At 70.9% G+C, this 26,705-nt stretch carries 26 protein-coding genes; 15 read left to right on the top strand and 11 right to left on the bottom strand.

Annotated elements, in window-relative coordinates; all coding sequences use genetic code 11:
• The first annotated feature begins 115 nt into the window (after positions 1-115).
• The 7 genes from J2Z30_RS04415 to J2Z30_RS04385 all read left to right on the top strand — a co-directional run bounded on the left by J2Z30_RS04415 (position 116) and on the right by J2Z30_RS04385 (position 7,723).
• The gene (locus tag J2Z30_RS04415; protein ID WP_044578886.1) at positions 116-1,321 is read left to right on the top strand and encodes an MFS transporter; all 1,206 of its coding nucleotides are present in this window, start codon (positions 116-118) and stop codon (positions 1,319-1,321) included.
• 58 nt (positions 1,322-1,379) lie between these two features.
• The gene (locus J2Z30_RS04410; protein ID WP_044578887.1) at positions 1,380-1,805 is read left to right on the top strand and encodes a GlcG/HbpS family heme-binding protein; all 426 of its coding nucleotides are present in this window, start codon (positions 1,380-1,382) and stop codon (positions 1,803-1,805) included.
• A gap of 148 nt (positions 1,806-1,953) precedes the next feature.
• A complete protein-coding gene (locus J2Z30_RS04405; protein ID WP_044578889.1) occupies positions 1,954-2,778 on the top strand; it encodes an aldo/keto reductase in 825 nt (274 codons plus the stop codon).
• 144 nt (positions 2,779-2,922) lie between these two features.
• The gene (locus J2Z30_RS04400) at positions 2,923-3,936 is read left to right on the top strand and encodes an LLM class oxidoreductase (protein ID WP_044578891.1); all 1,014 of its coding nucleotides are present in this window, start codon (positions 2,923-2,925) and stop codon (positions 3,934-3,936) included.
• 155 nt (positions 3,937-4,091) lie between these two features.
• Positions 4,092-5,642 carry a sugar ABC transporter ATP-binding protein gene (locus J2Z30_RS04395; RefSeq protein ID WP_245387631.1) on the top strand — a complete coding sequence of 517 codons (1,551 nt, stop codon included), beginning with the start codon at positions 4,092-4,094 and terminating at the stop codon, positions 5,640-5,642.
• The gene (locus J2Z30_RS04390; RefSeq protein ID WP_052701729.1) at positions 5,639-6,676 is read left to right on the top strand and encodes an ABC transporter permease; all 1,038 of its coding nucleotides are present in this window, start codon (positions 5,639-5,641) and stop codon (positions 6,674-6,676) included. Before J2Z30_RS04395 ends, J2Z30_RS04390 begins: the two co-directional genes overlap by 4 nt.
• Before the next feature lie 36 nt (positions 6,677-6,712).
• On the top strand, positions 6,713-7,723 hold the full coding sequence (locus J2Z30_RS04385) for a substrate-binding domain-containing protein (protein ID WP_044582284.1): 1,011 nt from the start codon (positions 6,713-6,715) through the stop codon (positions 7,721-7,723).
• A gap of 72 nt (positions 7,724-7,795) precedes the next feature.
• Here the strand turns inward: J2Z30_RS04385 and J2Z30_RS04380 are convergent, their stop codons facing one another.
• The 5 genes from J2Z30_RS04380 to J2Z30_RS04360 all read right to left on the bottom strand — a co-directional run bounded on the left by J2Z30_RS04380 (position 7,796) and on the right by J2Z30_RS04360 (position 12,686).
• The gene (locus J2Z30_RS04380; protein ID WP_044578894.1) at positions 7,796-8,581 is read right to left on the bottom strand and encodes an SDR family NAD(P)-dependent oxidoreductase; all 786 of its coding nucleotides are present in this window, start codon (positions 8,579-8,581) and stop codon (positions 7,796-7,798) included.
• A complete protein-coding gene (locus J2Z30_RS04375; protein WP_044578896.1) occupies positions 8,578-9,639 on the bottom strand; it encodes an aldose epimerase family protein in 1,062 nt (353 codons plus the stop codon). Before J2Z30_RS04375 ends, J2Z30_RS04380 begins: the two co-directional genes overlap by 4 nt.
• Before the next feature lie 2 nt (positions 9,640-9,641).
• Positions 9,642-10,697, bottom strand: a complete 1,056-nt coding sequence (locus J2Z30_RS04370; protein ID WP_044578897.1) for an alcohol dehydrogenase catalytic domain-containing protein — start codon at positions 10,695-10,697, stop codon at positions 9,642-9,644.
• Positions 10,694-11,665 (bottom strand): SMP-30/gluconolactonase/LRE family protein, encoded by a 972-nt coding sequence (locus tag J2Z30_RS04365; RefSeq protein WP_078957068.1) that lies wholly within the window; start codon positions 11,663-11,665, stop codon positions 10,694-10,696. The genes J2Z30_RS04370 and J2Z30_RS04365 overlap by 4 nt, the downstream gene beginning before the upstream one ends.
• A gap of 235 nt (positions 11,666-11,900) precedes the next feature.
• Positions 11,901-12,686, bottom strand: a complete 786-nt coding sequence (locus J2Z30_RS04360) for a GntR family transcriptional regulator (protein ID WP_308279732.1) — start codon at positions 12,684-12,686, stop codon at positions 11,901-11,903.
• Between the two features lie 248 nt (positions 12,687-12,934).
• Between J2Z30_RS04360 and J2Z30_RS04355 the strand changes: the two genes are divergently transcribed.
• Positions 12,935-13,954: a zinc-dependent alcohol dehydrogenase family protein gene (locus tag J2Z30_RS04355; RefSeq protein ID WP_044578899.1), complete on the top strand. Its 1,020-nt coding sequence runs from the start codon at positions 12,935-12,937 to the stop codon at positions 13,952-13,954.
• 111 nt (positions 13,955-14,065) lie between these two features.
• Here J2Z30_RS04355 and J2Z30_RS04350 read toward each other — a convergent pair whose 3' ends face one another.
• From J2Z30_RS04350 to J2Z30_RS04335, 4 genes are all read right to left on the bottom strand, one after another.
• A complete protein-coding gene (locus J2Z30_RS04350) occupies positions 14,066-14,881 on the bottom strand; it encodes an SDR family oxidoreductase (protein WP_044578901.1) in 816 nt (271 codons plus the stop codon).
• 23 nt (positions 14,882-14,904) lie between these two features.
• Entirely contained in the window at positions 14,905-15,669 is a 765-nt protein-coding gene (locus tag J2Z30_RS04345; RefSeq protein ID WP_044578903.1) for an SDR family NAD(P)-dependent oxidoreductase, read from the bottom strand.
• Positions 15,662-17,047 carry an MFS transporter gene (locus J2Z30_RS04340; RefSeq protein WP_044578905.1) on the bottom strand — a complete coding sequence of 462 codons (1,386 nt, stop codon included), beginning with the start codon at positions 17,045-17,047 and terminating at the stop codon, positions 15,662-15,664. Before J2Z30_RS04340 ends, J2Z30_RS04345 begins: the two co-directional genes overlap by 8 nt.
• 62 nt (positions 17,048-17,109) lie before the next feature.
• The gene (locus J2Z30_RS04335; RefSeq protein ID WP_044578907.1) at positions 17,110-18,210 is read right to left on the bottom strand and encodes a zinc-dependent alcohol dehydrogenase; all 1,101 of its coding nucleotides are present in this window, start codon (positions 18,208-18,210) and stop codon (positions 17,110-17,112) included.
• 212 nt (positions 18,211-18,422) lie between these two features.
• Here J2Z30_RS04335 and J2Z30_RS04330 point away from each other — a divergent pair, with 212 nt between their 5' ends.
• Entirely contained in the window at positions 18,423-19,283 is an 861-nt protein-coding gene (locus tag J2Z30_RS04330; RefSeq protein WP_044568177.1) for a transketolase, read from the top strand.
• A complete protein-coding gene (locus J2Z30_RS04325; RefSeq protein WP_044578909.1) occupies positions 19,280-20,275 on the top strand; it encodes a transketolase family protein in 996 nt (331 codons plus the stop codon). The genes J2Z30_RS04330 and J2Z30_RS04325 overlap by 4 nt, the downstream gene beginning before the upstream one ends.
• A 68-nt stretch (positions 20,276-20,343) precedes the next feature.
• Here J2Z30_RS04325 and J2Z30_RS04320 read toward each other — a convergent pair whose 3' ends face one another.
• Positions 20,344-21,135, bottom strand: coding sequence for an IclR family transcriptional regulator (locus J2Z30_RS04320; protein ID WP_020873334.1), 792 nt, complete (start codon positions 21,133-21,135; stop codon positions 20,344-20,346).
• Between the two features lie 40 nt (positions 21,136-21,175).
• Entirely contained in the window at positions 21,176-21,700 is a 525-nt protein-coding gene (locus J2Z30_RS04315; RefSeq protein WP_052701734.1) for an ATP-binding protein, read from the bottom strand.
• A 387-nt stretch (positions 21,701-22,087) separates the two neighbouring features.
• On the opposite strand from J2Z30_RS04315, the gene J2Z30_RS04310 reads away from it, so the two are divergent.
• The 5 genes from J2Z30_RS04310 to eda all read left to right on the top strand — a co-directional run bounded on the left by J2Z30_RS04310 (position 22,088) and on the right by eda (position 26,653).
• On the top strand, positions 22,088-23,143 hold the full coding sequence (locus J2Z30_RS04310; protein ID WP_044578912.1) for a substrate-binding domain-containing protein: 1,056 nt from the start codon (positions 22,088-22,090) through the stop codon (positions 23,141-23,143).
• A 79-nt stretch (positions 23,144-23,222) separates the two neighbouring features.
• Positions 23,223-24,260, top strand: coding sequence for an ABC transporter permease (locus tag J2Z30_RS04305; RefSeq protein WP_044578914.1), 1,038 nt, complete (start codon positions 23,223-23,225; stop codon positions 24,258-24,260).
• A complete protein-coding gene (locus J2Z30_RS04300; protein WP_044578916.1) occupies positions 24,257-25,072 on the top strand; it encodes an ATP-binding cassette domain-containing protein in 816 nt (271 codons plus the stop codon). The genes J2Z30_RS04305 and J2Z30_RS04300 overlap by 4 nt, the downstream gene beginning before the upstream one ends.
• A gap of 40 nt (positions 25,073-25,112) precedes the next feature.
• Positions 25,113-26,012: an MBL fold metallo-hydrolase gene (locus J2Z30_RS04295; protein WP_044578917.1), complete on the top strand. Its 900-nt coding sequence runs from the start codon at positions 25,113-25,115 to the stop codon at positions 26,010-26,012.
• A complete protein-coding gene (gene eda, locus J2Z30_RS04290; RefSeq protein ID WP_044578919.1) occupies positions 26,009-26,653 on the top strand; it encodes a bifunctional 4-hydroxy-2-oxoglutarate aldolase/2-dehydro-3-deoxy-phosphogluconate aldolase in 645 nt (214 codons plus the stop codon). Before J2Z30_RS04295 ends, eda begins: the two co-directional genes overlap by 4 nt.
• The last annotated feature ends 52 nt before the right edge of the window (positions 26,654-26,705 follow it).

Genomic DNA, 26,705 nt, shown 5'->3' with positions numbered 1-26,705 from the left:
CGGTGACGATGACGTGATACACAGCACGAGCAATATAGCGCGCTTGCAATTACTGCGTCTGCAAGTATTGTGGATGCTCGTAAAGGGCGGTAGCAATCACTTGGAGTGAACTTTCATGCCCATCGCACTGCTGGCCCTCGCCATCGGGGCCTTTGGGATCGGAACCACCGAGTTCGTGATCATGGGGCTGCTGCCCGAGGTCGCCGGGGACTTCGATGTGTCCATCCCCACCGCCGGATTCCTGGTGACCGGCTACGCGCTCGGCGTCATGGTCGGCGCGCCGCTGATGACCGCGCTCGGTACGAAGATCTCCCGCAAGCGCATGCTGATGCTGCTGATGGGGCTGTTCGTGGTGGGCAATCTGCTCTCCGCGCTCGCCCCCGCCTTCGGCGTAATGGCCGTGGGACGGATCGTCGCCTCCTTCGCGCACGGCGCGTTCTTCGGCATCGGATCGGTCGTCGCGGCCGATCTGGTCGCGCCCGAGAAGAAGGCCGGAGCCATCTCGATGATGTTCACCGGCCTGACCATCGCCAACGTCGTCGGCGTGCCGCTGGGCACCTCGATCGGCCAGTCGCTGGGGTGGCGGACCACCTTCTTCCTCGTCGCGGCGCTCGGCGTGATCGGCCTGGCGGGCATCGCCAAGCTCGTTCCCGACATCCCCAAGCCGGAGGGCGTGCATCTGATCCATGAGCTGGCGGCCTTCCGCAACGTACAGGTGCTGCTGGCCATGGCGATGACCGTGCTCGGCTTCGGCGGTGTCTTCGCCGCCATCACCTATATCGCGCCGATGATGACCGAGGTCGCGGGCTTCGCGGACTCCTCCGTCACCTGGCTGCTGGTCCTCTTCGGCCTCGGCATGGTCGGCGGCAACCTTCTGGGCGGCCGGTTCGCCGACCGGGCGCTGATGCCGATGCTGTACGTGTCGCTGGGCGCCCTCGCGCTGGTCCTGGCCGCGTTCACCTTCACCGCCCACAACAAGATCGCGGCCGCCGTCTCCATCGCCCTGGTCGGCGCCCTGGGCTTCGCCACCGTGCCCCCGCTGCAGAAGCGGGTGCTGGACTACGCGGCGGGTGCCCCGACCCTCGCCTCCGCCGTCAACATCGGCGCCTTCAACCTGGGCAACGCGCTCTCGGCCTGGCTCGGCGGCCTGGTGATCTCGGCCGGACTCGGCTACACCGCGCCCAACTGGGTCGGCGCGATCCTCGCCGGATCCGCCCTGCTCCTCGCCGTCCTCTCGGCCGCCCTGGAGCGCCGCGACGCCCGCCGCGGCCACGACGCCGCCACCACCGGACCGGCCCCAGCGTTCAGCGGCCGGCACTGAGTCACCCCGTAACACCAACACCGAACAGCACCACCACCATCAAGGAGACCGACCCGCCATGAGCACTCCCGAGACCGCCGTCGCCCCGCTGACCACGAAGGACGCCGAGGCCCTCGTCCAGGCCGCCCGCGCCGCCGCCGAGGCGGCCGGGGTGGCGGCCGCCATCAGCGTCCTCGACGCCGGTGGCCATCCGCTGGCCTTCCGGCGCGACGACCGGGCCGTACTGATCGCGGGGGAGACCAGCACCCGCAAGGCGTTCACCGCGCTCCAGCTGGACGCCCCCACCGCGGGCCTGGTCGACGCGGTCCAGCCCGGAGGCGCCTTCCACACCCTGCCCACCGCCCTCGACCGCCCGCTGCTGTTCATCGCCGGTGGCGTCCCGGTCCACCGCGACGGCCGGCTGATCGGCGCGCTCGGCGTGGGCGGCGGCGCCCCCGAGCAGGACCACGAGATCGCCACCACGGCGGTCGCGACGCTCGGCTGAGACCTCGGAACCACCGAGGGCTCCAGAACCCCCGAGACCTCGGAACCACCGAGGGCTCCAGAACCCCCGAGACCTCGGAACCACCGGGGACCCCAGAACCCCCGAGATCCCAGAACCCCACAACACACACGACCCGACGAAGGACACCATGACCTCCGTACCCAACGTCACCCTCCACACCGGCCTCGAGATCCCGCAACTGGGCTTCGGCGTCTTCCAGGTGGAGGACGAGCGGACCACCGGCGCGGTGCTCTCCGCCATCGAGGCCGGCTACCGCTCCATCGACACCGCGGCCATCTACGGCAACGAGGCCGGTGTCGGCCGTGCCCTGGCCGAGTCCGGCGTCCCCCGCGAGGAGCTGTTCCTCACCACCAAGCTGTGGAACGCCGACCAGGGGTACGACTCCACCCTCGCGGCCTTCGACGCCAGCCTGGCCAAGCTGGGCACCGACTACGTGGACCTCTACCTGATCCACTGGCCCACCCCGGCCCGCGACCGCTACCTGGACACCTGGCGCGCCCTGGAGAAGCTGCTGGCCGACGGCCGTACCCGCGCCATCGGCGTGTCCAACTTCCAGCCCGCCCATCTGGGGCGGCTGCTGGACCACAGCGGTGTGGTCCCGGTCATCAACCAGGTCGAGCTGCACCCCTACCTCCAGCAGGGGGAGCTGCGGGCCTTCCACGCCCAGCACAACATCGCCACCGAGGCGTGGAGCCCGCTGGCCCAGGGCGCCCTTCTCCAGGACCCCGCGCTCACCGCGATAGCGCAGCGGCACGGCAAGACGCCCGCCCAGGTGGTCCTGCGCTGGCACCTCCAGCTGGGGAACGTCGTGATCCCCAAGTCCGTGACCCCCGCCCGCATCCGGGAGAACATCGACGTCTTCGACTTCACCCTCACCCCTGAGGACATCGAGGCGATCGGCGCTCTCGACCGCGGTCAGCGCACCGGGCCGGACCCCGACACCCTCAACTGACCCCGGCCGCCACGCCGCTGGACCACCCCCCACCCGACCACCCCCCACTCGACCGCGCCGCCGCGGCCGTGCTCATCAGCCGGCCGGGGCGGCGCGGCCCGTTCCCGCCCCCGTTTCCCCTCTCCCGGAAGCCGTCCTCGCATCATGTCCACTGCCCTGAACCGTCTGACCCACCCCGGCGGCCGCCTCACCCTCGGCCTGGAACTCCCCCTGGACAACGACTGGGGGCAGTCCCGGCTGGCCACCGACCGGAAGGCGGGCCGCCCCTTCGGCGTGCCGTCCCTCGGCGCACACGCCCACCTCGCCCGCCTCGCCGACCGGTCCGGATTCGCCGCCCTGTGGGTCCGTGACGTCCCGCTGTACGATCCGGTGCACTTCGGCGACGCCGGGTCGGTGTTCGAGACCTTCACCCACCTGGGACACCTCGCGGCGGTCACCGAACGCGCGGTCCTCGGCACCGCGGCCGTCGTCCTGCCACTGCGCCGGCCACTTCTGGTCGCCAAGGCGGCCGCCACCGTCGACGTCCTGTCCGGCGGACGCTTCGTCCTCGGCCTGGCCAGCGGTGACCGTCCCGTCGAATACCCGCTCTTCGGCGTCGAGTTCACCACCCGCGCCGAGACCTTCCGCACCGGCGTCGAGGTGCTGCGCACCGCCTGGGCCACCCCGCCCACCGGCGAGGGGCTGGATCTGCCCCAGCTCGGCCTCACCCCCGACCGGCAACTCGACGTCCTGCCCAAGCCCACCGACGGGACCATCCCGATCGCGGTCGCGGGCAACGCACAGCAGAGCCCGGAGTGGATCGCGGAACACGTCGACGCGAGCCTCAACTACCCCCGTGACCTGGGAGCGCTCCGCCTGAAGACGGAGCGGTGGCGGCAGCTGACGGCCGACCGCCCCAAGCCCTATCTGACCCCCATGATGCTCGACCTCCTGCCCGACCCCGCGGCCCCCGCCACCACCATCCGGCTCGGCCTGCGCACCGGCCGGGAGGGCCTCGTGGAGCACCTGGAGAAGATGTCCGCCCTCGGTGTCGCGCATGTCGCGTTCAACCTGCGGCCGAACGACCGCCCCGTCGAGGACGTCCTGGCCGAACTCACCGACCACGTACTGCCGCACTTCCCCTCGCCCGCCGTCGCCGGGGGGCCCGTGACGGGGTAGATCGCCGCATTTGTTTGTCCCATGCAGTAGACACAGCGTTCATCTCATGAGAAAAAAGGTCGCAGCCCGGCCCCACGGAGCCATGGGCAGCAGCGATCGGCCTTCTCGACGAGGAGTGGCGTGCCTAGCGCAAGGGAGCAGTCGAAGTGAGCAGCATGGGCGCGGGCGCGTCCTCGGTATCCGAGTCACCACCGCCGAGGGCGGTCACCTTCACTCTGGACGGGGTCGGAAAGGTCTACCCGGGCGTGGTCGCCGTCTCCGACGTCACGCTCAGCGGCTACGCGGGTGAGGTGCTCGCCATCTGCGGTGCGAATGGCGCCGGCAAGTCGACGCTGACCAAGCTGCTCGCCGGTCAGGAGCGCCCCACCAGTGGGCGGGTGATCGTGGACGGCTACGACGGCGAGATCACCACCCCCTCCGCGGCGCTGGACGCCGGAGTGCTCCTTATGCACCAGGAGCCGGTCATCGTCGACACCTTCAGCGTCCAGGAGAACGTCTGGCTGACCGGCCTCAGCGCGGCGGGCCGCCGCAGGCCATGGCAGCTCGTCGGGGGGCGCGACCGCGCGGAGCGTACCCGCGCCGCCCTCGGCGTGGTCGGGATGCGCGACGCCGACCTCGGCATGCCCGCCGGACGGCTCGGGCCCGGCCCCCGTCAGATGGTGGCGCTCAGCCGTTCCCAGGTGAACGAGCATCGCATCCTGCTGCTGGACGAGACGACCGCCTCCACCACCGAGGAGCACTTCAAGGACGTCGAGGCACTCGTGCGCAAGGAACGCGAAGCCGGTGCCACGGTCGTCTTCGTCTCGCACCGCATGCCGGAGGTGTTCGCGCTCGCCGACCGCATCGCGGTCATGCGCAACGGCTCCCTCGTCGATGTGGTCGACACCGCGGACACCACACCCGACGAGATCATGACGCTCATGATCGGCGAGGCCGTGATGGCCCTCGAGCCACCCGAGCCGGTGGCCGCGGCGGACGCCCCCACCCTGCTGGAGGTGCGGGACGTGTCCTCGGGATCGGCGTCCGGCATCTCCCTCTCGGTGCGGGAAGGCGAGATCGTCGGCGTCTACGGACTGGTCGGCAGCGGGCGCAGCTCGCTCGCCCGGTCCATCTCGGGCCACCAGCACCGCGACACCGGCACCGTGCGGGTGCGCGGCCGCGAGGTGAACCCGCGCTCACCGCGGGCCGCCCTGCGCCAGGGGATCGCCTACCTCAGCGAGGACCGCAGGCGCGAGGGGTTCGTCAAGGACTTCGACAACGCCACCAACCTCACGCTGAGCACGCTGGGCGCCTTCTCCACCCGCGGAGTGCTGCACACCCGCCGGGAGCGCCGCCGGGTGGCGCGGCTGGTCTCCGATTTCGGGATCAAGGGCGGCGCCGACCAGTTGACCCGCTCGCTCTCCGGTGGCAACCAGCAGAAGGTGTGCATCGCCAAGGCGCTGGAGAGCGAGCCCGACGTCGTCGTGCTGGACGAACCGACCAAGGGCATCGACGTCGGTGCCCGGCTGAACATCTATCAGATCGTGCGGGGCCTCATCGAGCGGCGCAAGGCGGTCGTGGTCGTCACCAGCGAGGCCGAGGAGGCCCTGGCCCTGTGCAACCGGGTGATCGTGCTGCGCGACGGCGTCATCGCCGGCGAGTTCGTCTCGAAGACCAGCACCACCGACGACCTGACCCGTACCGCCCTCGGAGGAGAAGTCCAGTGAGCCACGACACCGCGACCAGGACGGCCGCCGCACCAGCCGCGGACGACGAGGTGACGGCGCCCGCCCACGGCCTGACGCTGCGCCGGGCCGGGCAGTGGGCGAAGGAGCAGTACCCGCTCTACATCCTCATCGCGCTGCTGATCTTCGCGGGCCTCACCTCCGACGCGTTCTTCTCCTCGTACAACGTGTCCAACCTGCTGCTGCAGGTGTCGGTGATCGGCATCGTCACGCTCGCGCAGTTCCTCATCGTGCTCACCGGTGGCATCGACATCTCCGTCGGCGCGGTCGCCGGGCTCGCCGGTGTGCTCTCCGCCGGTCTCTTCGGCGGCGGGAACACGTTGCTCGCCGTGGCGGTCGCGATCGCGCTGGGCGCCGCCATCGGGGCTTTCAACGGCTATCTCATCGCCTACCGCGGGCTCGAGGCGTTCATCGTGACTCTCGGCATGCTCGCGCTGGGCCGGGGGCTGGTCTACGCCTACACCGAGGGCCAGCCGGTCAGCCCCCACGCCGCGGACTTCCGTACCATCGCCACGACGGCGATCGGCGGGGTCCCCGTGCTCGGCATCGTGTGGATCGTGCTCGCGATGGCCATGGCCTTCCTGACCCGCCGTACCGTGTTCGGGCGCCGGGTGTACGCGCTCGGCAGCAGCAAGGAGGCCGCCCACGCCTCGGGTGTCCCGGTGAAGGCCACCATGATCACGGTGTATGTGATCGCGGGTGTGCTGGTCGGCTTCGCGGGCTTCCTGCTCGCCGCCCGCATCGGCGCGGCCACTCCGACCGGAGGGGACAACTACGAGATCGACTCGATCGCGGCGGTGGTCATCGGCGGTGCCAGCCTCGTGGGCGGCCGCGGCCGGGTGCTCGGCGCGTTCCTGGGCACGCTCATCTTCGGCGTGATCTCCAACCTGCTGGTGCTGCTCAACGTCTCCACATTTCTGCAGGACGCCTTCCGCGGGGCTTTGATCATCTTCGCGATGGTCCTCACCACCGTCCAGTTCACCCGGCGCCGCCGGCAGCGGACCGCACACTCCTGAGCCCGGCGTATGACCAGACACGACACGGAGATCTGCATGACAACCATGCGACGGGGCCCACTCGCCGCGCTGTCCGCGGCGGCGCTGGTCCTGGCCGGCTGTACGACCATCGGTGGCAAGGCGTCCGCGGGCGGCCCCAGGGAGGCCAAGAAGCCCACCGACGTCACGATCGGATTCTCCCAGCGGCAGCTGGACGCGCCCTACTTCGCGGCGATGGTCGACGCGGCCAGGAAGAAGGCCAGGAAGCGGGGTTTCCATCTGGAGGTGCAGAACGCCGACGGGGACGCGGTCACCCAGCTGAACCAGGCCCAGACCCTGGTGGCGCAGGGTATCGACGTCCTCGTGGTCGACGCGATGAGCCCGAAGACACAGCAGGTACAGCTGAAGGACGTGGCGGGGGAGGTGCCGCTGGTCTTCGTCGACACCGGTATCGAGGGGGTCGGTGTCACCTCCGTCTCCTCCGACAACTACGCGATCGGAAAGCTCTCGGGGCGGCTCGCGGCCAAGCGGTTCCACCGTGGTTCGACGATCAGCCTGGCCGTCCTCAACGGCGGGCCGGACGACGAGATCGTCGGCCCCGACCGCCAGCGGGGGTTCCTCGACGGTCTGCGCGCCGGTGGCGTCAAATACCACCTCGTGGCCAGGACTCCCGCGAACTACTCCCAGGACGCCGCGGTACCCGCCACCGAGTCGATCCTCGCCGCACACCGCAACGTGGACCTCATCGTGGGCCTCAACGACTCGATGACGCTCGGAGCCCTCAGCACGCTGCGCGACAAGGGCAACAAGAAGACGCTGGTCGCCGCGGCGGCGGACGGGCAGAAGCAGGCGCTCCAGGAGATCAGCGCGGGCGGGTGCGACGGCCGGTACATCTCCACCGGCTTGAACTCGCCCAAGCTGGCCGCCGACCTCGCCTTCGACCTCGCGCTGCGGATCGGCACCGGCGATGTGGCGCCCAAGGACATCGAGAAGCAGCGCTACACCAAGGCCGCGGGCATCAACTGCGAGAACGTGGACGACTACCTCGACCCGCACTCCGTGTTCTGAGCCGGGGCCACGCGCAGAGGGCAGGGGCCGGAATCTCACGATTCCGGCCCCTGCCCTCTGTGATGCGATGGGTCAATCGCGTTCGTAGACCGCGTTCGGCATGTCGCCGTTGATGGTGTAGCCGCCGTCGACCGAGAGCGTCGCCCCGGTCGAGTACGAGGCGTCCTCGGAGGCCAGATAGGCGATCGCCGCGGCCACCTGCTCGGCGCGGGCCACCGCGCCGAGCGGGATGCGCCGGTTCAGCGAGGCCACGACGTCGTCCGTGTAGAGGGGCGTGGTCAGCGCGGACCAAGTGGCCCCCGGGCGCACCGCGTTGACCGTGATGCCGTGCTCGGCCCACTCTCCCGCGAGGGTGAAGGTGAGCGCCTCGATCCCGCCCTTGGAGGCGGCGTAGGCGGCCGCCTCGCGCAGCGAGATCACCGAGTGGATCGACGAGACATTGACGATACGGCCCGGCCGCTTCGCCGCCACCATGTGCCGCGCGACAGCGGTGGCCATGAGGAACACCCCGCGCAGATTGACGCCGAGCACGGTGTCGAAGTCGTCCGCGCTCATCTCCAGGGCGGGGGAGATGCGCAGGATGCCCGCGCTGTTCACCAGCGAGAACGGAACGCCGAGCGTGGCCACCACCTCGTCCACGGCCCCGCGCACCTGATCGGGGTCGGAGACGTCCACCGCGAAGGGCGTGGCGGAGCCACCGGCGCCGGCGATCGTGCGCGCGGACTCCTCGGCGCGCTCGGCCGAGATGTCGAAGACGGCCACGGAGCCGCCCTCGCTCGCGATGCGCTCGGCCGCGGCCCGGCCGATGCCCGCCCCCGCCCCGGTGACGATCGCGACGCGATCGGTGAATCGGCTCATGCCGCGCCCTCCCCCTCGTCCGAGACGGTGATCAGCACCGGCACGCCCCGTTCGTCGACATCGACCGGCACCTCGTCGTCGGCGATTCGATGGACGCCGAGCGTGAACTCGGCGCTCAGCGTGGACCCTCCGGCGATGACCGGCACGCCGGGGCGCTCCAGCCGCTCGCCGAGCGGCATGAACGGCGAGGTGGTGTGCGGTTCGACCGCCACGATGTGCTCGGCGCCCCACCAGGGGTAGTCGTCGGGCGCGTGGCACTCCTGCCACACCCAGATCTCGGGGAACAGCTCGGGCCGCCAGCTCATCGTCGCCACCAGACCGCAGCCCGGTGAGCGCAGCCCGAACCAGCCGCCCGTGACGGTTGCGTAGCCGAGGTCGGCCGTCGGGCCCTCGCCCGGCGCGAGCTCGAGGGCTCCCACGCCCGGGGCCACGGCGGGCACCCGGCGCTTCTCGCCGGGTGCCATCCACTGCCGGGCGCCGAAGTCCTCCGGATGCGCGGTGAGCTCCTCGAACGGGCCGTACACGGTGGCCGCGCGGGCCACCGTCGCGGTGTTGAAGGCGGGATGCAGGCCCCAGTTCGAGGGGAGGGCCCGGGTGGAGAGGTTCTCCACCTCGCTCCGGAAACGCAGCACGGAGCCGTCGAGTGAGAAGGTCTTGGTCATGCGGAACGGGTAGCGGGCGAGCCGGGTGACGCACCGCAGCGCGGTCCCGTCCGCCGTCTCCACGGCCTCGGCCGCCCACGAGCGGCGGGCCGCCTCACCGTGGAACGGCAGCGGAGCGCCGCGCACGGTGGTCGGTGGCCCCGCGTTCGGGAACAACTCCTGTATGCCGCCCGCGTAGTTGTCGAAGAACGACACATCGCTCGCGTCCGCGGTGTCGGCGGCCGGCACCCGGTCCGCCCAGTGCGGGCTGCGCCACAGGATCTCCTCGCCGGTGGCCTTCCAGACCAGCGAGAGGATGTCGGTGCCCCGGGCCGGGTTCACCACCACCGTGACCGCGTCGTTCTCCAGTGTCCACGCGCCGCCGTCGACGGGCCGGACCGAGGTCGCGCTCGCCATGCTCACTCCCATCCGATGACCGACTTGCCGACGCTGCCCGCGGCGAAGTCCGCGAAGGCGTCGGGCCCCTCCTCGATCGAGGAGACGCTGGTGATGATCGGAGCGAGGTCCACACCGAGCCGGCCGGCCTCCGCCACGGCCTCCATCATCAGTGGCACGCTGAAGACGAACATCCCGCGCAGGGTCACCTGACGCATGATCAGGTCCGGTACCGGGTCGATGGCGAAGTCGGGGCCGAGCCCGACGAAGACCACCGTGCCCCAGGTCTTCACCACCTCGACGGCGGTACGGCGGCCGTGGACGTTCCCGGAGGTGTCGATGACGGCGTTCGCGCCACCGGGCACCACGGCCTCGATGTCGAACCCCGCGGAATCGTGGACATCGGAGTAGCCGAGGCTCTCGGCGAAGGCGCGGCGCTCGGGGCTCGGGTCGGTGCCGACGGCGCGCAGGCCGAACGCCTTCGCCCAGGCCAGCACGGCGAGACCCACCGGGCCCACGCCGATGACGACCACGGTCTCGCCCGGCTTCACCTCCGAGCGGAGCAGCGCCTGGTAGGCGGTCGTGGCACCGCAGGCGAGGAACGCGCCGACGGGGAAGCTCACCTCGTCCGGCAGCACCACGCAGTCCTTGGCGGTGACGACCAGTTCGTCCTGACAGCCACCGGGGCGGTTGAGCGAGTACACCCGCGCTCCGCGCTCGCAGTGCACATCCCAGCCGCGCCGACAGCTCTCGCACTGACCGCAGCCGGAGTAGTGCTGCACCGCGACCCGGTCGCCCACCTGTGGGTGGCTCACCCCGGGGCCGACCGCCTTGACCACACCGGCGATCTCATGGCCGGGGGTCATCTCGGGCGAGCGCGGCTGTGTGGCGTGCCGCATCTCCTCGTGTGTCATATGGAAGTAGTGCAGATCGCTTCCGCACAGGCCCGCCGCCTTCATGTCGAGGATCAGCTCGCCCGGTCCGGGCTCGGGGAGCGGTGCGTCGACGACGGCGACCTTCTCCTTCGCGGCGAACCGCAGCGCACGGACCGTGGCGGTCGGCGCGGTGGTGGTCGTCATGATGTCTCCTTTCCTGGGGCGCGGGAGGCGCGGGATGCGGGTCGGCGGAGTGCCGAGATGTCCGCCGCGTACAGCACCGACTCGGTGGTGACGGCGGGGTCGACGGTGCCGAGCGGCGGTGAGCAGCAGAGGTGGAGAACGGACTGGTCGGCGCCGCCGATGGCGACCGCGTAGGGGCTCAGGTCACCGGTTTCGACGCGGGCGAGGAGGGTGCCGTCCGGCGCGAGCAGCCGCGCGCCGTGTCCGATCGAGGAGGCCACCCAGACCCGGTCGTGGGCGTCGATGGCCAGACCGTCGGGCAGTACCGGAAGCTCGCGGGTGGCGCGTTCGATGTCGAGGTGGCCGGGCGGGTCGCCGAACTGCTTCCACACCCGCCGCTCTCCGAGCGTGGGCGCCCCGTCGCCGCTCCAGGCCACCGGCCATGAGGAGACGCGTCCGGCGAAGGTCTCCGCCACCAGCAGCCGCCGGCGGTCGGCGGTGAGCGCCATGCCGTTGGGGAAGACGAGCCCGTGGCCCTGGAGATCGGCTCGGCCGTCGGGGGAGACCCGCACCAGGGCGGTCTCGCGCAGGGAGGCGGGCTCGGCGTCCGAATTGCCGAAGTTGCCGATGAGGGCCCAGCCCGACTCGGTGACGAGCATGTCGTTGGCCACGCCCTCGATGAGGTGGCCGAAGCGCGCCACGGTGGTGAGTGCCCGGCCGTCCCACCGCAGCAGGGCGCGCTCCAGCATCGAGACGACCAGCAGCGACCCGTCGGGCGCGAATCCGAGCCCGGACGGCCGGCCGGGTACCTCGCACACCGTGCGCACCTCATGGCCGGTGTCCGGCGAGCGGCCCGGACGGAAGGCGAGGACGCGCCCGCTGTAGAAGTCGGACGCGAACAGTTCGCCGTCGCGCCATCGGGGGCCCTCGAGAAAGGTGAACCCGCTTGCGACGGGGGTGGCGTGGACGGTCGTCACCGATGGGCGCATGGAGCTCCTGTTCGTCGTGGCACCGCAAGGCGGTCACGAAGGTGGCCACGGCACATTCTCATGGTGCGGACTAGTTGTCTAGTAGATGAGAATTGCGAGTACGTGCAGGCACTGTCATCCTGTAGCTACAGGATGTCAAGGGTGATGAGCGCGGATGCGACGGGGTCGCGGGGGCCGTGAAAAGGGCGGCGGACCCGATGTCACATCGGGTCCGCCGCCCAGGTGGGAGTGTGTTTCAGTCGGCGCTGTCGTTCACCAGCATCGACGGTGGCGCACCGGCCCGCCGCCTGCGGACATGCACCTGGAAACGGCTGCGGTCCGCGCGGTGGTAGGCCGTGAAGTACTCCACCGGCCTGCCCTCCTGGTCCCAGGCGGTGCTCCGCAGGAGCAGCACCGGGTCGTGGGCGTCCACGCCGAGCGCCTCGGCCACCGACGGGGCGGCGGGCACCGCCTCCACCACACGCCTGCCGTGGTCCAGGCTGACGCCGTACTTGCCCTCCAGCAGGGCGTAGAGCGACTGGTGCGTCAGATCCTCGTCGAGCAGTCCGGACGCCACCCGGTGCGGCAGCCAGGTGCTGGTCAGCGCCCATGGTTCGTCGTTGACGTAGCGCAGCCGCTCCAGATGGATCAGCGGTGCGCCCTCCTCGACCTCCAGCTCACGGGCGGCGTCCGCCGTCGCGGGGGCGAACTCCAGCCGGCGCACCGCGCTGACCAGCGCGGCACCTCGGGCGGCCACATCCTCGTACAGGCCCGTCATCGACTGGAAGAGCGACTCGTCGACCTTGCGGGCGGCCACGAAGGTGCCCTGGCCCTTGCGCCGCACGATGCGGCCCTCGCCCTCGAGCTCGTCGAGAGCCTGGCGCACAACGGTCCGGGAGACGCCGTACCGCTCGCACAGCGCCACCTCGCCGGGCAGCCGCTCACCCACCTTCCAGACGCTGCCGAGCTGTGGCAGCAGCAGCTCCTTGAGCTGGGCGTAGAAGGGCAGTGCGGCATCGCGGTCAATCCGTCCGGGTTCCACGGCGCAAGCGTAGCGCCTGGCGGCGAAGACAACAGCCCGTCCTCTTGACATCCTGTACGTACAGGCCGTCTTATCTCTGCGGAGCCCACCTGAGAGACATCATGTCCTGGTGCCAGGGTGCCCGGATAGCGGCCACATGCGTGCCGCGATGACGCTTCTCGGGACCGGCGCCGTACCGGCCGACACGAGACCGCACCGAGTCGGCCGGTACGAAACCGCGCCGAAGCGCCCAGAACGAAGGAGACGGCGTGAAAGCCATCGTCTACGACCGACCCCATGCCTTCCGCTACACCGACCTGCCGGATCCGGAGCCGGGCCCGGCCGAGGTACGGCTGCGCGTGCTGTCCGCGGGAGTCTGCGGCACGGATGCCCATCTCCACCGCGGCGAGTTCTCCCCCCGCTATCCGCTCACCCCCGGACACGAGGTGGTGGGCGAGGTGGAGTCGCTGGGGGAGGAGGTGACGACGCTCGCCGTCGGACAGCGCGTCGCCCTCAACAACCGTGTCTCCTGCGGTTCGTGCGCCAACTGCCGCCGCGCCAGACCGGCCTTCTGCACCCGGCTGCGGGACCACGGTGTCACCCGGCCGGGCGGCTTCGCCGAAATGATCGTGGTGCCCGCGTCCCACTGCCACCCGGCCGATGACATCCCCCTGGACGTGGTGGCCTTCGCCGAGCCCGTCGCGTGTGCCGTGCACGGCATGGATGTGCTCGCCCCACAGCCCGGCAGCGATGTTCTCGTCTTCGGCGCCGGCACCACGGGGCTGCTGCTCGCGCAGCTGCTGGCGGGCAGCGGCGCGGGGCGGGTGACCGTCGCGGCGCCGACCGAGGCCAAGCTGAAACTGGCCCGGGACTTCGGCGCCGACGAGACGGTGGTCATGGACCGCGACGACTCCTCGGCCTCCCTCGGGGCGCTGCGCGCCCTGGCGCCCGACGGCTTCGACACCGTCGTCGACGCGACCGGCGCCCTCACCGTGATCGAGCAGTGTCTGCCGCTGACCCGCGACGGCGGGACCGTCTTCCTCTACGGCATGGCCGGGGAGCGGGAGCGCGTCGAACTCTCCCCGCATGAGATCTTCAGCCGGGAGCTGACCATCCGCGGATCCTTCACCCAGGCGTTCAGCTTCGATCGCGCGCTGCGGGTCCTGCGCACGGGCCGGGTGCGCACCGACGGCATGATCACCCATCGGTTCGGGCTGGACTCGTACGGCGCGGCCCTCGACGCCGTCCGGGACGACCGCGGCTGCATCAAGGCGGTCATCCACCCCTGACCTCCGGGGCGGGCCCCGGCCCATACGGCCGATACGGCCCATACGGCCCATACGGAACGCGGCCGACCCCGACGGGCGGGGTCGGCCGCGTTCCGTATGGGCGCTCCGGCTTCAGGGCGTGCCGGGCCGCACCGCGGAGCGTGGTTCCCGGGGCGGTGCCGGAGTGGCCGCCTGGGTGTTGCCCATGGACTGCAGCGCCGTGGCCACGACGGTCATTTCGGCGATACAGGCCCGCTTGGGGAGGGTGATGGCCGCCAGACACGCCTCGGCGATGTCCTGTGGCTGGACGAACAGATCGCGCAGCTCCTGAGGCGGGGGCTCGGGCCGGTCGTCGAGGATCGGGGTGTTCACTATGCCCGGCAGGATGGTGCACACCCGTATGCCGTTGCCGTACTCGTCCATGCCCGCTCCCCGTGCGAGGCCCAGGAGCCCGGCCTTGGCGGCCTGATAGGCCGGACCGGTGTGATCGGGCCACGCCCCGGCCACGCTCGACAGGACGACCACGTCGCCGCGGGCCTCGCGGAGCCGGGGGAGCAGGGCGTGCAGCAGGTAGAACGTCCCGCTCAGATTGGTGGCGAGCATGGAGTCCCAGACCGGGGGCGTCAGTTGGGCCAGGCGCCGCTCGGGAATGTTGGTTCCGGCGGCACACACCAGGGTGTCCACCGGGCCGGAGAACCGCCGCGCCCAGTCCCGTACCGCCTCGGGGTCACCGACGTCGACACTGTGGTGGTGCAAGCGGTCCGCCTCGGGCGCGGCGTCCCGGGCCTGTTCCTCGATCAGACGGTCACGCCGGGCCAGTCCGTGAACGGTCGCGCCGGCCTCGAGGAAGCGCCGCAGGATCGCGAGTCCGATGCCGCTGCTCGCTCCGCTGACCACGGCGGTGCGCCCGCTCATGTCCCCGAGTCGGCCGGAGGGGTGGCTGTTCATGGGGTGTCCTCGGGGGTCGGTGGTCAGAAGGTGCCGTCGATCGTGATGCCCCCGTCGACCCGGAGGGTGGCACCGTGCACGAAGGAGGCGTCGGAGGAGAGCAGGAAGGCGATGGAGGTGGCGATCTCGGCGGGCTCGGCCAGCCGTCGCATCGGTGTGCGCCGCAGCAGCGCCTCCCGGTCGAGCGCTCCCGACTCCAGGCCACTTCGCACCATTTCGGTGGCCACGTATCCCGGCGCCACGGCGTTGACCCGGATGCCGACCTCGCCCCACTCGGCCGCCAGGGTCCGGGTGAGGCCCAGCACTCCGCTCTTGGCGGTGGCGTAGCCGAGCCGGCCCGGGAGCCCGAAGGTCGACCCGACGGAACCGATGTTGACCACACTGGCCCGGCCGCTGCGGACCAGCAGGGGGTAGGCACCACGCGCGCAGTGCATCGCGCCGGTGAGGTGGACCGCGAGCTGATGGGCCCACTGCCGGCTGTCGAAGTCCTGGGCCGCCTGCCGGAAGATGACGCCCGCGCCGTTGACCAGCGCGTCGAGCCCACCGGCACGCGTCGCGATGTCGTCGAACATCGCGGCGACGCTGGCTTCGTCGGTGACGTCGACGGCGACTGCCAGGTGCCCCCCTGTCACGGGGGACGCCGCGTCGAGGGCCGCGACCTGGTCCTGGGCGGCGTCGCCCTTGAGGTCGGCGACGGCGACGCGCCAGCCCCGCTCGGCGAGGACCCGGGCCGTGGCGGCCCCGATTCCCTGTGCGGCGCCGGTGATGAGAACGGTGGGGTCAGCCATGGGACATCTCCGTGGTGGATTCGGTGGGCCGGGCATCGCGGTCACCTGGCGTGGAGGACCGCTTGAGGGACTGGCGGTAGGGGTCGGGGCTGATCAGCGCCGTGCACACGGTGATCAGCGCCATCGCCGTCATATAGAGGGCGATGAGGTGGTAGCCGTCGCCCGCCTCCAGCAGGGCGGTGGCGATCAGCGGGGACAGCCCGCCGGCGAGGACACTGGCCGCCTGCGAGCCGATCGAGGCACCGCTGTAGCGGACTTCGGGCTCGAACAGCTCGGCGAAGTAGGCGGACTGCGGTGCGTACACCGCGTGGTTGCCGACGTTGATGCACAGGATCGTGACGAGATAGATGACCGGCAGCGATCCGCTGTCGAGCGCCCAGAAGAAGGGCCAGGACAGGGCGGCGAGCAGGGCCGAGCCGAAGAGCACCACGGGCCGGCGTCCGACCCGGTCGGACAGCCGTCCCCACAGGGGCAGGCTGATCAGGCCCAGGGCGGCCGTGATGATCACCCCGATGAGCAGGTCGTCGCGTTCCAGGGTGAGCACCGTCGTGCCGTAGGTGAGCACGAAGGTGGTGTGGATGTAGAAGGTGCTGTTCTCGGCGAACCTGATGCCCGCGGCGCGCAGGACGTTGGCAGGCTGGGTGCGGAGCACGGCGATCACCGGCCGTCGTTCGATCCGGCCCGCCTGCTCCATCGCGCGGAACACCGGGGATTCGCTCACCCGGAGCCGGATGACGAGCCCGAGCACGACGAGCACGGCGGAGGCGAGGAAGGGAACGCGCCAGCCCCACGCCTGGAAGTCGTGGTCGCTCGTGGCGCCCGACAGGGCGAAGAAGGCCAGATTGGCGATGAGCATTCCGGCGGGAACTCCCATCTGCGGCCAACTGCCGTAGAAGCCACGCCGGTTGGGCGGTGCGTGCTCGACGGCCATCAGGGCCGCGGCACCCCATTCGCCGCCCACCCCGAAGCCCTGGACGATCCGCAGGGCCACCAGGAGCAGGGGGGCTGCGACGCCCAAGGTGGGGAAGCCGGGAAGCAGCCCGATACAGAAGGTGCTGCCGCCCATGAGCAGCAGCGAGACCACCAGCATGGACTTACGGCCGATCTTGTCCCCGTAGTGCGCGAAGACCACGCCGCCGACGGGCCGGGCGGCGAACCCCACGGCGTAGGTGCTGAACGCGAGGAGCGTTCCCACCACCGGAGAGGTGCCGGCGGGGAAGAAGAGGGTGTTGAAGACGAGGGCGGCGGCGATGCCGTAGGTGAAGAAGTCGTACCACTCGATGGCCGTTCCGATCATGGTCGCCCAGGCCACGGTGCGGATGTTGGGTGTGTCGGCGGTGGGAGGGGAGGGTGGTGTGACGGCGGAGGGAGGATTCATGGCTGGGTCCTTCGGGGCGGGGTGAGGAGGGGACGAGCGGAGGTCCCGCGACCCGGTGTCTCTCAGTCCGGGAGCAGGGTCTCCTTCAGGACGGGGCTCGGCCGCCGGGCGAGCTCATCGAGGAGCTCCCCGGCCTGGGCGAGCGGCCGGGAGCGCTTGAGACCGTCGACGGCCGGGACGAGCCCTTCGGCCAGCAGGTCCATCGCGTGGCGGAAGTCCTCGCGCTGGTACATCTGGACGCCGATGAGCTCGCGTTCGCCGCGCTGGAGTGCCACTCCGCCGACGGTCAGCTCGGCGGGGCTGATGCCCACCAGGACGGTGCGGCCGCCACGGCAGGTCGCCGTCAGCGCCTGCGCGGTGGTGGCCTGGGCGCCGACGCAGTCGAACGCCACATCCGCGCCTTCGGAACGGATGTGGTCCCCGGCCGCGAGGAGCGGTTGGGCGGCCGTCGTACGCACGACGTGCGGCACCCCGAGCCGGCGGGCGAGGTCGAGCCGCAGCGGGTCCCGGTCGGTCACCACCACCCGGCCGACGCCCTGGGCGGCGAGCACGAGCGCGCAGAAGACGCCGATCGGACCCGCACCGATCACCAGGGCCTGATCGTCGGCGCCGACACGGGCCCGGCCGACGGCGTGCACGGCCACGGCCAGCGGTTCGATCAGGACCCGCAGTTCCTCGGGCACCCGGGGGTCGATCGGCAGGAGGTGGTGCGGCGGGACGGTCAGGAACCGGGCCATGGCCCCGTCGATCTGGCCGCCGACGAACCGCATCCGCGCACACAGCTGCTCGCGCCCCCGCGCGCAGTTGTGGCAGGTGCCGCAGCCGGCCGGGGGAACGATGACCACGGGGGTGCCGGGGGTGAGCGGTGCGGAGCCGGTGGCATCGGGGTCCGCGGCGTGTTCTTCGACGATCCCCCACGCCTCGTGTCCGAGGGCCAGTGGGGGCTTGAGTACGGCGTGCTCGCCGGACCACATCTTCAGATCGCTGCCGCACACGCCGACTTCGCGGACCCGGACCCGGACCTCGCCCGGTGGGGGGCCGGTGAGGTCCCGCTCGACGAGGGCGACCTGCCGGGGCGCGGTGACACGGACCTGACGCTGACGGATGTCCGGGGCCCGCGACTCCTGCGTGGTCAGGGGCCCGGGGCGATCGGGGAGGGTCATCGCATCTCCTTGGCTTTGAGAAAGCCCGCTTTCGGCGGGTGTGACGGCGACCACCGAGACATTCTCACGACATGGACGCACTGTCCAGTGGGTGGTAACTTCCGATGACGAGGGTGGTGCGGACCGGACCCGGCCGTGCCGCCGATCGGGCCCGCCATCGGATTCGCCGACTGGGCTCGCCAATGGGGCTCACCGACTGGGAGAGACACCGAATGACTGCACAGACGCCGGTCGCGCCGGCGGACCGCGAGCTCATCGAGCACATCGAGGAACGGGCGTTGTTCGCTCGTCTGGAGACGGTGCGGTTGATCTCGATTGCCAAGACCGGCCATTACGCGTCCGGTTTCTCGTGTGCGGAGATCCTGGCCACGCTCTATTACGGGGTGATGCGGTTGCGGCGTGGTGAGCCGGACTGGCCCGACCGCGACCGTTTCCTGTTCGGTAAGGGGCATGCGGCGGCCACGCTGTATCCGCTGCTGGCCGACTGGGGCTTCTTCGACGCGGCCGAGCTGGATGAGTACACCCGTCTGGGGAACGCCTTCGGTGACCACCCGGACATGACCCGCATCCCGGGGATCGACTTCAGCTCCGGGTCGCTGGGCCACGCCCTGTCGGCGGGGACGGGTATGGCGATGGGCGGCCGCCTCCAGGGGCGCCCGTACACCACGTTCGTCCTGCTGGGCGACGGGGAGCTGCACGAGGGGCAGGTCTGGGAGGCGGCCCTGGGCGCCGCGCACCACCGCCTGGGGCGGCTGGTGGCCATCGTCGACCGCAACGACCACTCACTGGATGGCCGTATCGACGGTGTGACCGGGATCGAGCCGCTGCTGGAGAAGTGGCGGGCGTTCGGATGGCAGACCCACGAGGTCGACGGCCACGACGTCTCGGCCCTGCTGCCCCTGCTGCGCTCACTGGCGGAGGACACCGGCCGCGACCGTCCGGCGGTGGTGGTCGCCAACACTGTGAAGGGAAAGGGGATTTCCTATATGGAGTCCGAGTTCGGATGGCATCTGGGCTGGCTGGCCGAGCGGGACGAGGCCAACGCCCTGGCGGAACTGCGGGGGGCACGGTGAGCGTCGCGCCCGGTCTGCAGCCGGAATCCTGGCATCTGCTGAGCCTGCTGGAACAGGCTCCGGGTCTTCAGGCCCTCGGCGACACCCTCGCCGACCTGGCGGACGAGGGCCATCCCGTGGTCGTCGGCACCGCGGATCTGAAGTATTCCAATGGTCTGGTGCGCTTCCAGGAGCGTCACCCGGAGAAGTATCTGCAGTTCGGGATCTCCGAGCAGCATATGGTGTCCACGGCGGCGGGTCTGGCCACCACCGGCCTGCGGCCGTATGTGGCCACGTTCGCGTCCTTCATGGCGCTGCTGGCCTGCGAGCAGATCCGTACCGACGTGGCGTATACCCGTCAGCCGGTCCGGCTGATCGGCCACCACGCGGGGATCACCCTGGGGTTTTACGGGACTTCCCATCACGCGACCGAGGATCTGGCCGTCACCCGGAGCATCGCCGGGCTCACCGTGGTCGCACCGGCCGACACCGCGGCCCTGGCCGCGGTGCTGCGCGCCTCGGTGGACCTCCCGGGCCCGGTCTACTTCCGTATCGGCCGCGGCCGGGACCCGGATGTCTACCCGGCGGGGACCACCCTGGAGATCGGGAAGGCGGTCGAGCACGGGACGGGAAGCGACCTCACCCTCATCGCCACCGGTTCGATGGTCCATCCCGCGCTGGGGGCCGCGGCGGCGCTCACCGCGGACGGGTACGACGTCGGAGTGCTGGACATGCACACCGTCAAACCGCTGGATGAGGAGGCGGTGCTGAGGGCCGCGCGGCGCTCGCGGCTGCTGATGACGGTGGAGGAGCACAATGTGCTCGGCGGTCTCGGCGGCGCGGTGGCCGAGGTGATCAGCGAGCATGGTGTGCCGGTCCGGCTGCACCGCCACGGGATCCGGGACGAGTACAGCCTCATCGGCCCGCCCACCCATCTGTACGGGCACTACCGGCTGAACGCCGCCGGAGTCGAGGCAGAGGCCCGCGAAGCACTGCGTACCGCGAGCCGCTAGGCGCGAGATGCCCGCCCCGGGATTCCTCCGGGGCGGGCGCCGTGTTCTGGGCCCGTCGGTCCCTTCCGTCAGCCGAAGTCGGCGACGGCGCCGGTGACGGCCTTCCAGCCCAGCGCCCGCGAAATCTCCTGGCCGGCCTCGACCAACCGCTCGCGCAGACCGGCCGGGTCCGTGCCGAGGATGGCCTCCCGGACCCCGCTGATGGACAGGGCGGCACGCACCTGCCCCCGGTAGTCCAGGATCGGGACGCCGAGCGCGGCCACGCCGACCGTCACGTCCTGGTCGCTGACCGAGATCCCGCTGTCGGAGGTCTGCTCCAGCACCGGGACCAGCGAGTCCGCCGTGACCGGGGTGGACGGGGTGAACCGCTCCAGGGGCCCCTGTTCGAGGTAGTCCGACCAGGCCGAGCGGTCCTGGAAGGCCAGCAGGGCGCGGGACGCCGCACCGGCGTGCAGCGGCAGCGCACCGCCGAGCTTCAGGGCGAGGGACTGGACCCGCCGGCCGTCCAGCCGCTCGATGCACACCGCCTCGCGGCCGCGCTGGACGCACAGGTACACCGTCTCGCCGGTCTCGTCGTGGAGGCGCTCCATCACCGGCTGCGCGAAGCGCCGCTCGTCGAAACGCTCCACCACGGCGGTGCCGAGGCTGAGCAGATGGAATCCCAGGCGGAAGGTGCCGCGTCGGCTGCCGCCCTCCACCATGTCCAGGCCTTGGAGGCTCGACAGCAGCCGGTATACCGAGCTGCGAGGCTCACCCAGCTCCTCCGCGAGCTGCGCGGCCGTCGCCTCGCCTCTCGCCGCGAGCAGGTCGAGAACCTCAACGGACTTACGGACGAGAGCCAGACCACCATCTTGTGCCACGAGAACAAAGATATCACTCAGCGGACACGGCGACTACTGGTCAGTAATCGGTAGCGGGGGCGGTGCGGGGTGCCGGGATCCGGCCGTCCCGTACGCGGCGCCGGAACCAGATGACCTTTCCGGTGGCGGTGACACGGGTGCCGAAGGTGTCGGCGAGCGCGGCGACGAGGAGCAGCCCGCGGCCGCTTTCAGCGTCGGGGTCGCTGGGGCGCAGTCGGGGTGCCTCGTGGCAGCCGTCCCCGACCTGGCAGATCACACAGCATCCGCGGCGCAGCCGCAGCCGCAGCCACACGGGCCCGTCGGCGTGCTCGATCGCGTTGGTCACCAGCTCGTCCACCATGAGGACGATGTCGTCGGCGGCGGTGTCGGGGACCCCCCAGCGGCGCAGGGCGCCCGCCGCGGTACGGCGGGCCCGGCCCACGGCGGCCGGGTCGGAGGCCAGTCGCAGGGCCAGCCCCCGCGGCGGAGTGTGGACATCGGGCGGGCCCGTCCGCCGGCGCGGCGGCGGGCCGTTGGATGGTGAGGGGGCCACGGTGGCGACCGCGCCCGCTGGGTTCACTGTCATTTCCGTACTCCTTTCCGGGCGCTCGCTGTGCGGTCCGGAAGGGGGTTGTGGCCGACTCCGTCGGGAAGGGGGCCACCTCCCAGCATCGTAGTGATTTCTGCGATAGTCAAGATCATTCGAAGAAATTTCTACTTGGATTCTGGAAAGCGGTTCGTGTCGAGCATGTGTCGTAGAAATTTCTTCGAGATGCATTGACAGTGCTCGAAACCTCTGCGACGTTGTGGATCGAGCCGCTGAGCACGTCCCACCGGCCATCCCCAGCCCGATCAGGGCCGAGCCGACCGATGAACGTGTCGGCACCGACAGTCCCCGCTGCCGCGAACCGGCACCCGGCGGGCGGCGCACTTTCCCCCAGCCACCCCCCGCACGTCGAGAAAAGGCAATCTCATGGCAGATCGCGTCATGCCGCGCCACAGAGCGCTCGCGGCCTTGTCCGCGGGAATCGGTCTCACCTTGCTGCTCACCTCATGCGGGAGCGGCATCAGCGGCCACGGTGACGACAAGACCATCGTCGGCCTCGTCACCAAGACCAACGACAATCCCTTCTATGTGAAGATGCGCGAGGGCGCCCAGAAGAAGGCCCGCCAGCTCGGCGTGGACCTGAGGACCTTCGCCGGCAAGGGCCAGGCCGACAACGACTCACAGGTCAAGGCCATCGAGAACCTGGTGGCGGCGGGTGCCAAGGGCATTTTGATCACCCCGGCCGACTCCGGCGCGATCATCCCCGCCATCGACCGGGCGCGGAAGGCCGGTGTCATGGTCGTCGCCCTGGACTCGCCGACGGAACCGGCATCGGCGGTGGACGCCACCTACGCCACCGACAACCGGCTGGCCGGCCGCATGATCGGCAAGTGGGCCAAGGCACGGATGGCGGGCAAGCGGCCGAAGATCGCCCTGCTGGACCTCAGCTCCGAGCAGGTCAAGGTCGATGTCTTGCGGGACCAGGGCTTTCTGGATGGCTTCGGCGTCGATGTCCGGAACCCGAACCGGATCGGCGACGAGCGCGACTCCCGGATCGTCGGCCACGAGGTGACCGACGCCAACGAGGAGGGCGGGCGCGACGCCATGGAGAAGCTGCTCCAGAAGAACGGCTCCATCAATCTCGTCTACACCATCAACGAGCCCACCGCCGCCGGTGCCTATCAGGCCATCAAGGCGGCCGGTAAGCAGAAGGACGTCACCATCGTCTCCGTCGACGGCGGCTGTCCCGGCGTCAAGAACGTGGCCGGCGGCGTCATCGGCGCGACCTCGATGCAGTTCCCCGTGAAGATGGCGGCCGATGGCCTGGCCGCCGTGGTCGCGCACGCCAAGGACGGCGGCAAGGACTCCGGCTCTTCCGGGCAGGGCTTCACCAACACCGGAGTCTCCCTCATCACGGACACCCCCGTATCCGGTCTGGATTCGCAGAAGTCGGACTGGGGCCTGCGCCACTGCTGGGGCTAGCCCCGCGCACCACCGCCGGGGCCGACCCGGCGGACGTCCGGCACATCCACATAACCCTTACCGTTTCCAGGAGTTGACCGTGGCGCACGACACCGTCCCCCCAACCGCCGCAGACCCTCCCACCACACGGCCGCGGGAGCGCGGAGCGCTCGCCCGCGGACAGTCGGCCCTGCACACCAAGCCGCTGCTCGGCCCGCTCATCGTGCTGCTCCTCGCCTCGCTGTTCTTCAGCGTGTGGGTGGGGTCCCGGTTCAGCGATCCGCTCAATATCTCGCTGATCGTCCAGCAGGTGCAGATCATCGGCATGGTCGGCATCGCCCAGACGCTGATCGTGCTGACCGCGGGCATCGATCTGTCGGTCGGGGCCATCACCGTGCTCGCCTCCGTGGTGATGGGCAAGCTGGCGGTGGACCACGGTCTGCCGGTGCCCCTGGCCCTGCTGCTCGGTGTCGTCGTCGGCGGAGTCTGCGGCGGACTCAACGGTGTGCTGGTCACCCGGTTCCGCATTCCGCCGTTCATCGCCACGCTCGGCACCCTCAGCGTCTTCTCCGCCCTCACCCTCTTCTACTCGCGGAGCGAGACCATCCGGGCCCAGGACGTGCCGCCCCTGCTGAGCTGGCCGGGCCGCTCCATCAATGTCCTGGGCACCGATGTCACCTACAGCTCGCTGATGATGATCGGCTGCTTCGCCGCGGTGGCCTATCTGCTGCGGGGCACCGCGTGGGGCGCCCATCTGCACGCGGTGGGCGACAACCGCGAGGGGGCCCGCCTCAGCGGGATCCGCACCGGCCGGGTGCTGCTCAGTGTGTATGTGGTGGCGGGGCTGATCTGCGGTCTCGCCGCGTGGTTCCTCATCGGGCGGATCGGCTCGGTCAGCCCGCAGGCCGGTGAGAACCTCAACCTCCAGTCCATCACCGCCGTCGTCATCGGCGGCACCAGCCTCTTCGGCGGCCGTGGCCATGTCCTCGGCACCCTGCTGGGCTCCCTCATCGTGGGCGTGTTCAGCAGCGGGCTCGCCCTGTCCGGGGTGGACGCCCTGTGGCAGGTCTTCACCGTGGGTGTCCTGGTGATCGTGGCCGTCGCCGCCGACCAGTGGATCCGGAAGGTGGCCGCATGAATTCCCGGGACACCACCACCGACGAACTCGCCCTCCAGGCGCGCGGCCTGGTCAAGCGCTACGGACATGTCACCGCCCTCGGCGGGGCCGATGTGGAGCTGCGCGCCGGTGAGGTCCTCGCCGTCATCGGCGACAACGGCGCCGGCAAGTCGACGCTCATCAAGTGCCTCTCCGGGGCGGAGGTCCCCGACGCCGGGGAGATCCGCCTCTTCGGGGAGCCGGTGCGGTTCCGCAACCCCCTGGACGCGCGGGACCACGGACTGGAGACGGTCTACCAGAACCTGGCCGTCGCGCCCTCCCGGGACATTCCCGCCAACCTCTTCCTCGGCCGTGAGCGCCGCAGGTCCGGTCCGCTCGGCAGCGTCTTCCGGCTGCTGGACAAGAAGGGGATGCGCGAGGAGACCCGGGAACTGCTCACCTCCCTCGGGCTGCTGACCATTCAGAACTTCTCCCAGCCGGTGGAGACGCTCTCCGGCGGGCAGCGCCAGGGCGTCGCCGTCGCACGCGCCGCCTGCTTCGGCAGCCGGGTGATCATCATGGACGAGCCGACGGCGGCGCTCGGGGTGCGGGAATCGCAGCGGGTGCTCGACCTCATCCGCGAAATCCGCGGCCGGGGCGTACCGGTCATCCTGATCAGCCACGACATGCCCCATGTCTTCGACGTCGCCGACCGCATCCACGTCCAGCGGCTGGGCCGGCGCGTCGCCCTGGTGCGTACCTCCGACATCTCGATGCCCGATGCCGTCGCCCTGATGACCGGAGCGCTGGACCCCGCGGAGCTCGACGGCAGATCCCCGGCGGGCACCCCATGACCGCGCACAGCGACCCCACCCTCACCCACCGGGAGCACGCATGAACATCACACGGCCCGCCGTGCGCCCCGTGCCCGGCACCCCTCTCACCGGCACCTTCGCCGCCCCGCCGGAGGCCGGACCGGACGACGTGACGCTCTGGTGGCTCGGGCAGGCCGGATTCGCCCTGCGCCACCGGGGCGGGCTGATCCTGATCGACCCGTACCTCTCGGACACCCTCGCCGAGAAGTACCGCGGCAAGCTCTTCCCGCACCGCCGGATGCACCCCGCCCCGGTGGCACCGGAGGCCATCCGCGGGGTGGACGCGGTGCTGTGCACCCATGGACACACCGATCACATGGACCCGGGCACCATCCGGGCCCTGCTCCCGCACAACGACCCGCGCTTCGTCGTCCCGCGCGCCGAGCGGGCGCGGGCCCTGGAGCGTGGCGTACCCGCCACCCGGCTGACCGGGACCACCGCGGGTGAGCGCGTGGAACTGGACGGCGGAATCACCGTCGAACCGGTCCCGGCCGCCCATGAACACCTCGAACAGGACGAGAACGGGGACCATCGCTTCCTCGGCTATGTGCTCACGGTCGGCGGTGTCCGCGTCTACCACTCCGGCGACTGCGTCCCGTACGACGGGCAGCCCGAGCGCTTGCGCACACTCCGCGCCGACGTGGCGCTGCTGCCCGTGAACGGGCGCGACCGCCACCGCACCGAGAACGGCGTCCCCGGCAACTTCACCGTCCAGGAGGCGGCGGGACTGTGCGAGGCGGCCGGGATCCCGCACCTGCTCTGCCACCACTTCGGCCTGTTCGACTTCAACACCGTCGACCCGGAGGACGCCCGGGACACACTGCGCCGCCGCGCCACGCCACTGTCCTGGACCGTGCCGCGGGTGGGCGACGCCTACGTCCTCACCCCGGGCGACCCCACCGCGAAAGAGGACCGATGAACCCCACCGAACTCCTCGGCGAACTGCGCCGCGTCCGGGTCGTCCCGGTCGTCACCCTGCCCCATGTACGCCACGCCGACCCGCTCGGCGAGACGCTGCTCGGGGCGGGTCTGCCGGTCGCCGAGATCACCTTCCGCACCCCGGCCGCCCGGGACGGGATCGCCACCCTGCGGGCTCGCCACCCCGAGCTGCTGGTCGGCGCCGGTACGGTCCTGGACCGCGCGACCGTGGACCTGGCCATCGACGCGGGAGCCCAGTTCGTGGTGGCGCCCGGCTTCAACCCGGACGTCGTGGACCACTGCCTGGAGCGGAAGATCCCCGTCGTCCCCGGCGTCAACAGCCCCACCGGTATTGAGGCGGCCGTGACCAGGGGACTGCCGCTGGTGAAGTACTTCCCGGCCGAGGCGTCGGGTGGACTGCGGCTGCTGGACGCCATGGCGGCCCCGTACGACGGAATGGCGTTCATGCCCACCGGCGGCCTCACACCGGACAACCTCCCCGACTACCTCAGCCGGCCGCACGTGGCCGCCTGCGGTGGCACCTGGATCGCCAGTACGGCGCTGTTGGCGGAGGGGGAGTACGAGGCCATCGGGCGCAACGCCCGCGGCGCGGTCGAGATCGCCGCCGCGGCCACCTCCTGAAGACCACCTCCTGAAGACCACCTCCTGAAGACCACCTCCTGAAGACCACCCC

This window comes from Streptomyces iranensis, assembly GCF_017874715.1.
Classification (GTDB): domain Bacteria; phylum Actinomycetota; class Actinomycetes; order Streptomycetales; family Streptomycetaceae; genus Streptomyces; species Streptomyces iranensis.
The sequence above is the reverse complement of the archived record's forward strand: the minus strand, read 5'-3'. Positions and strand labels throughout refer to the sequence as shown.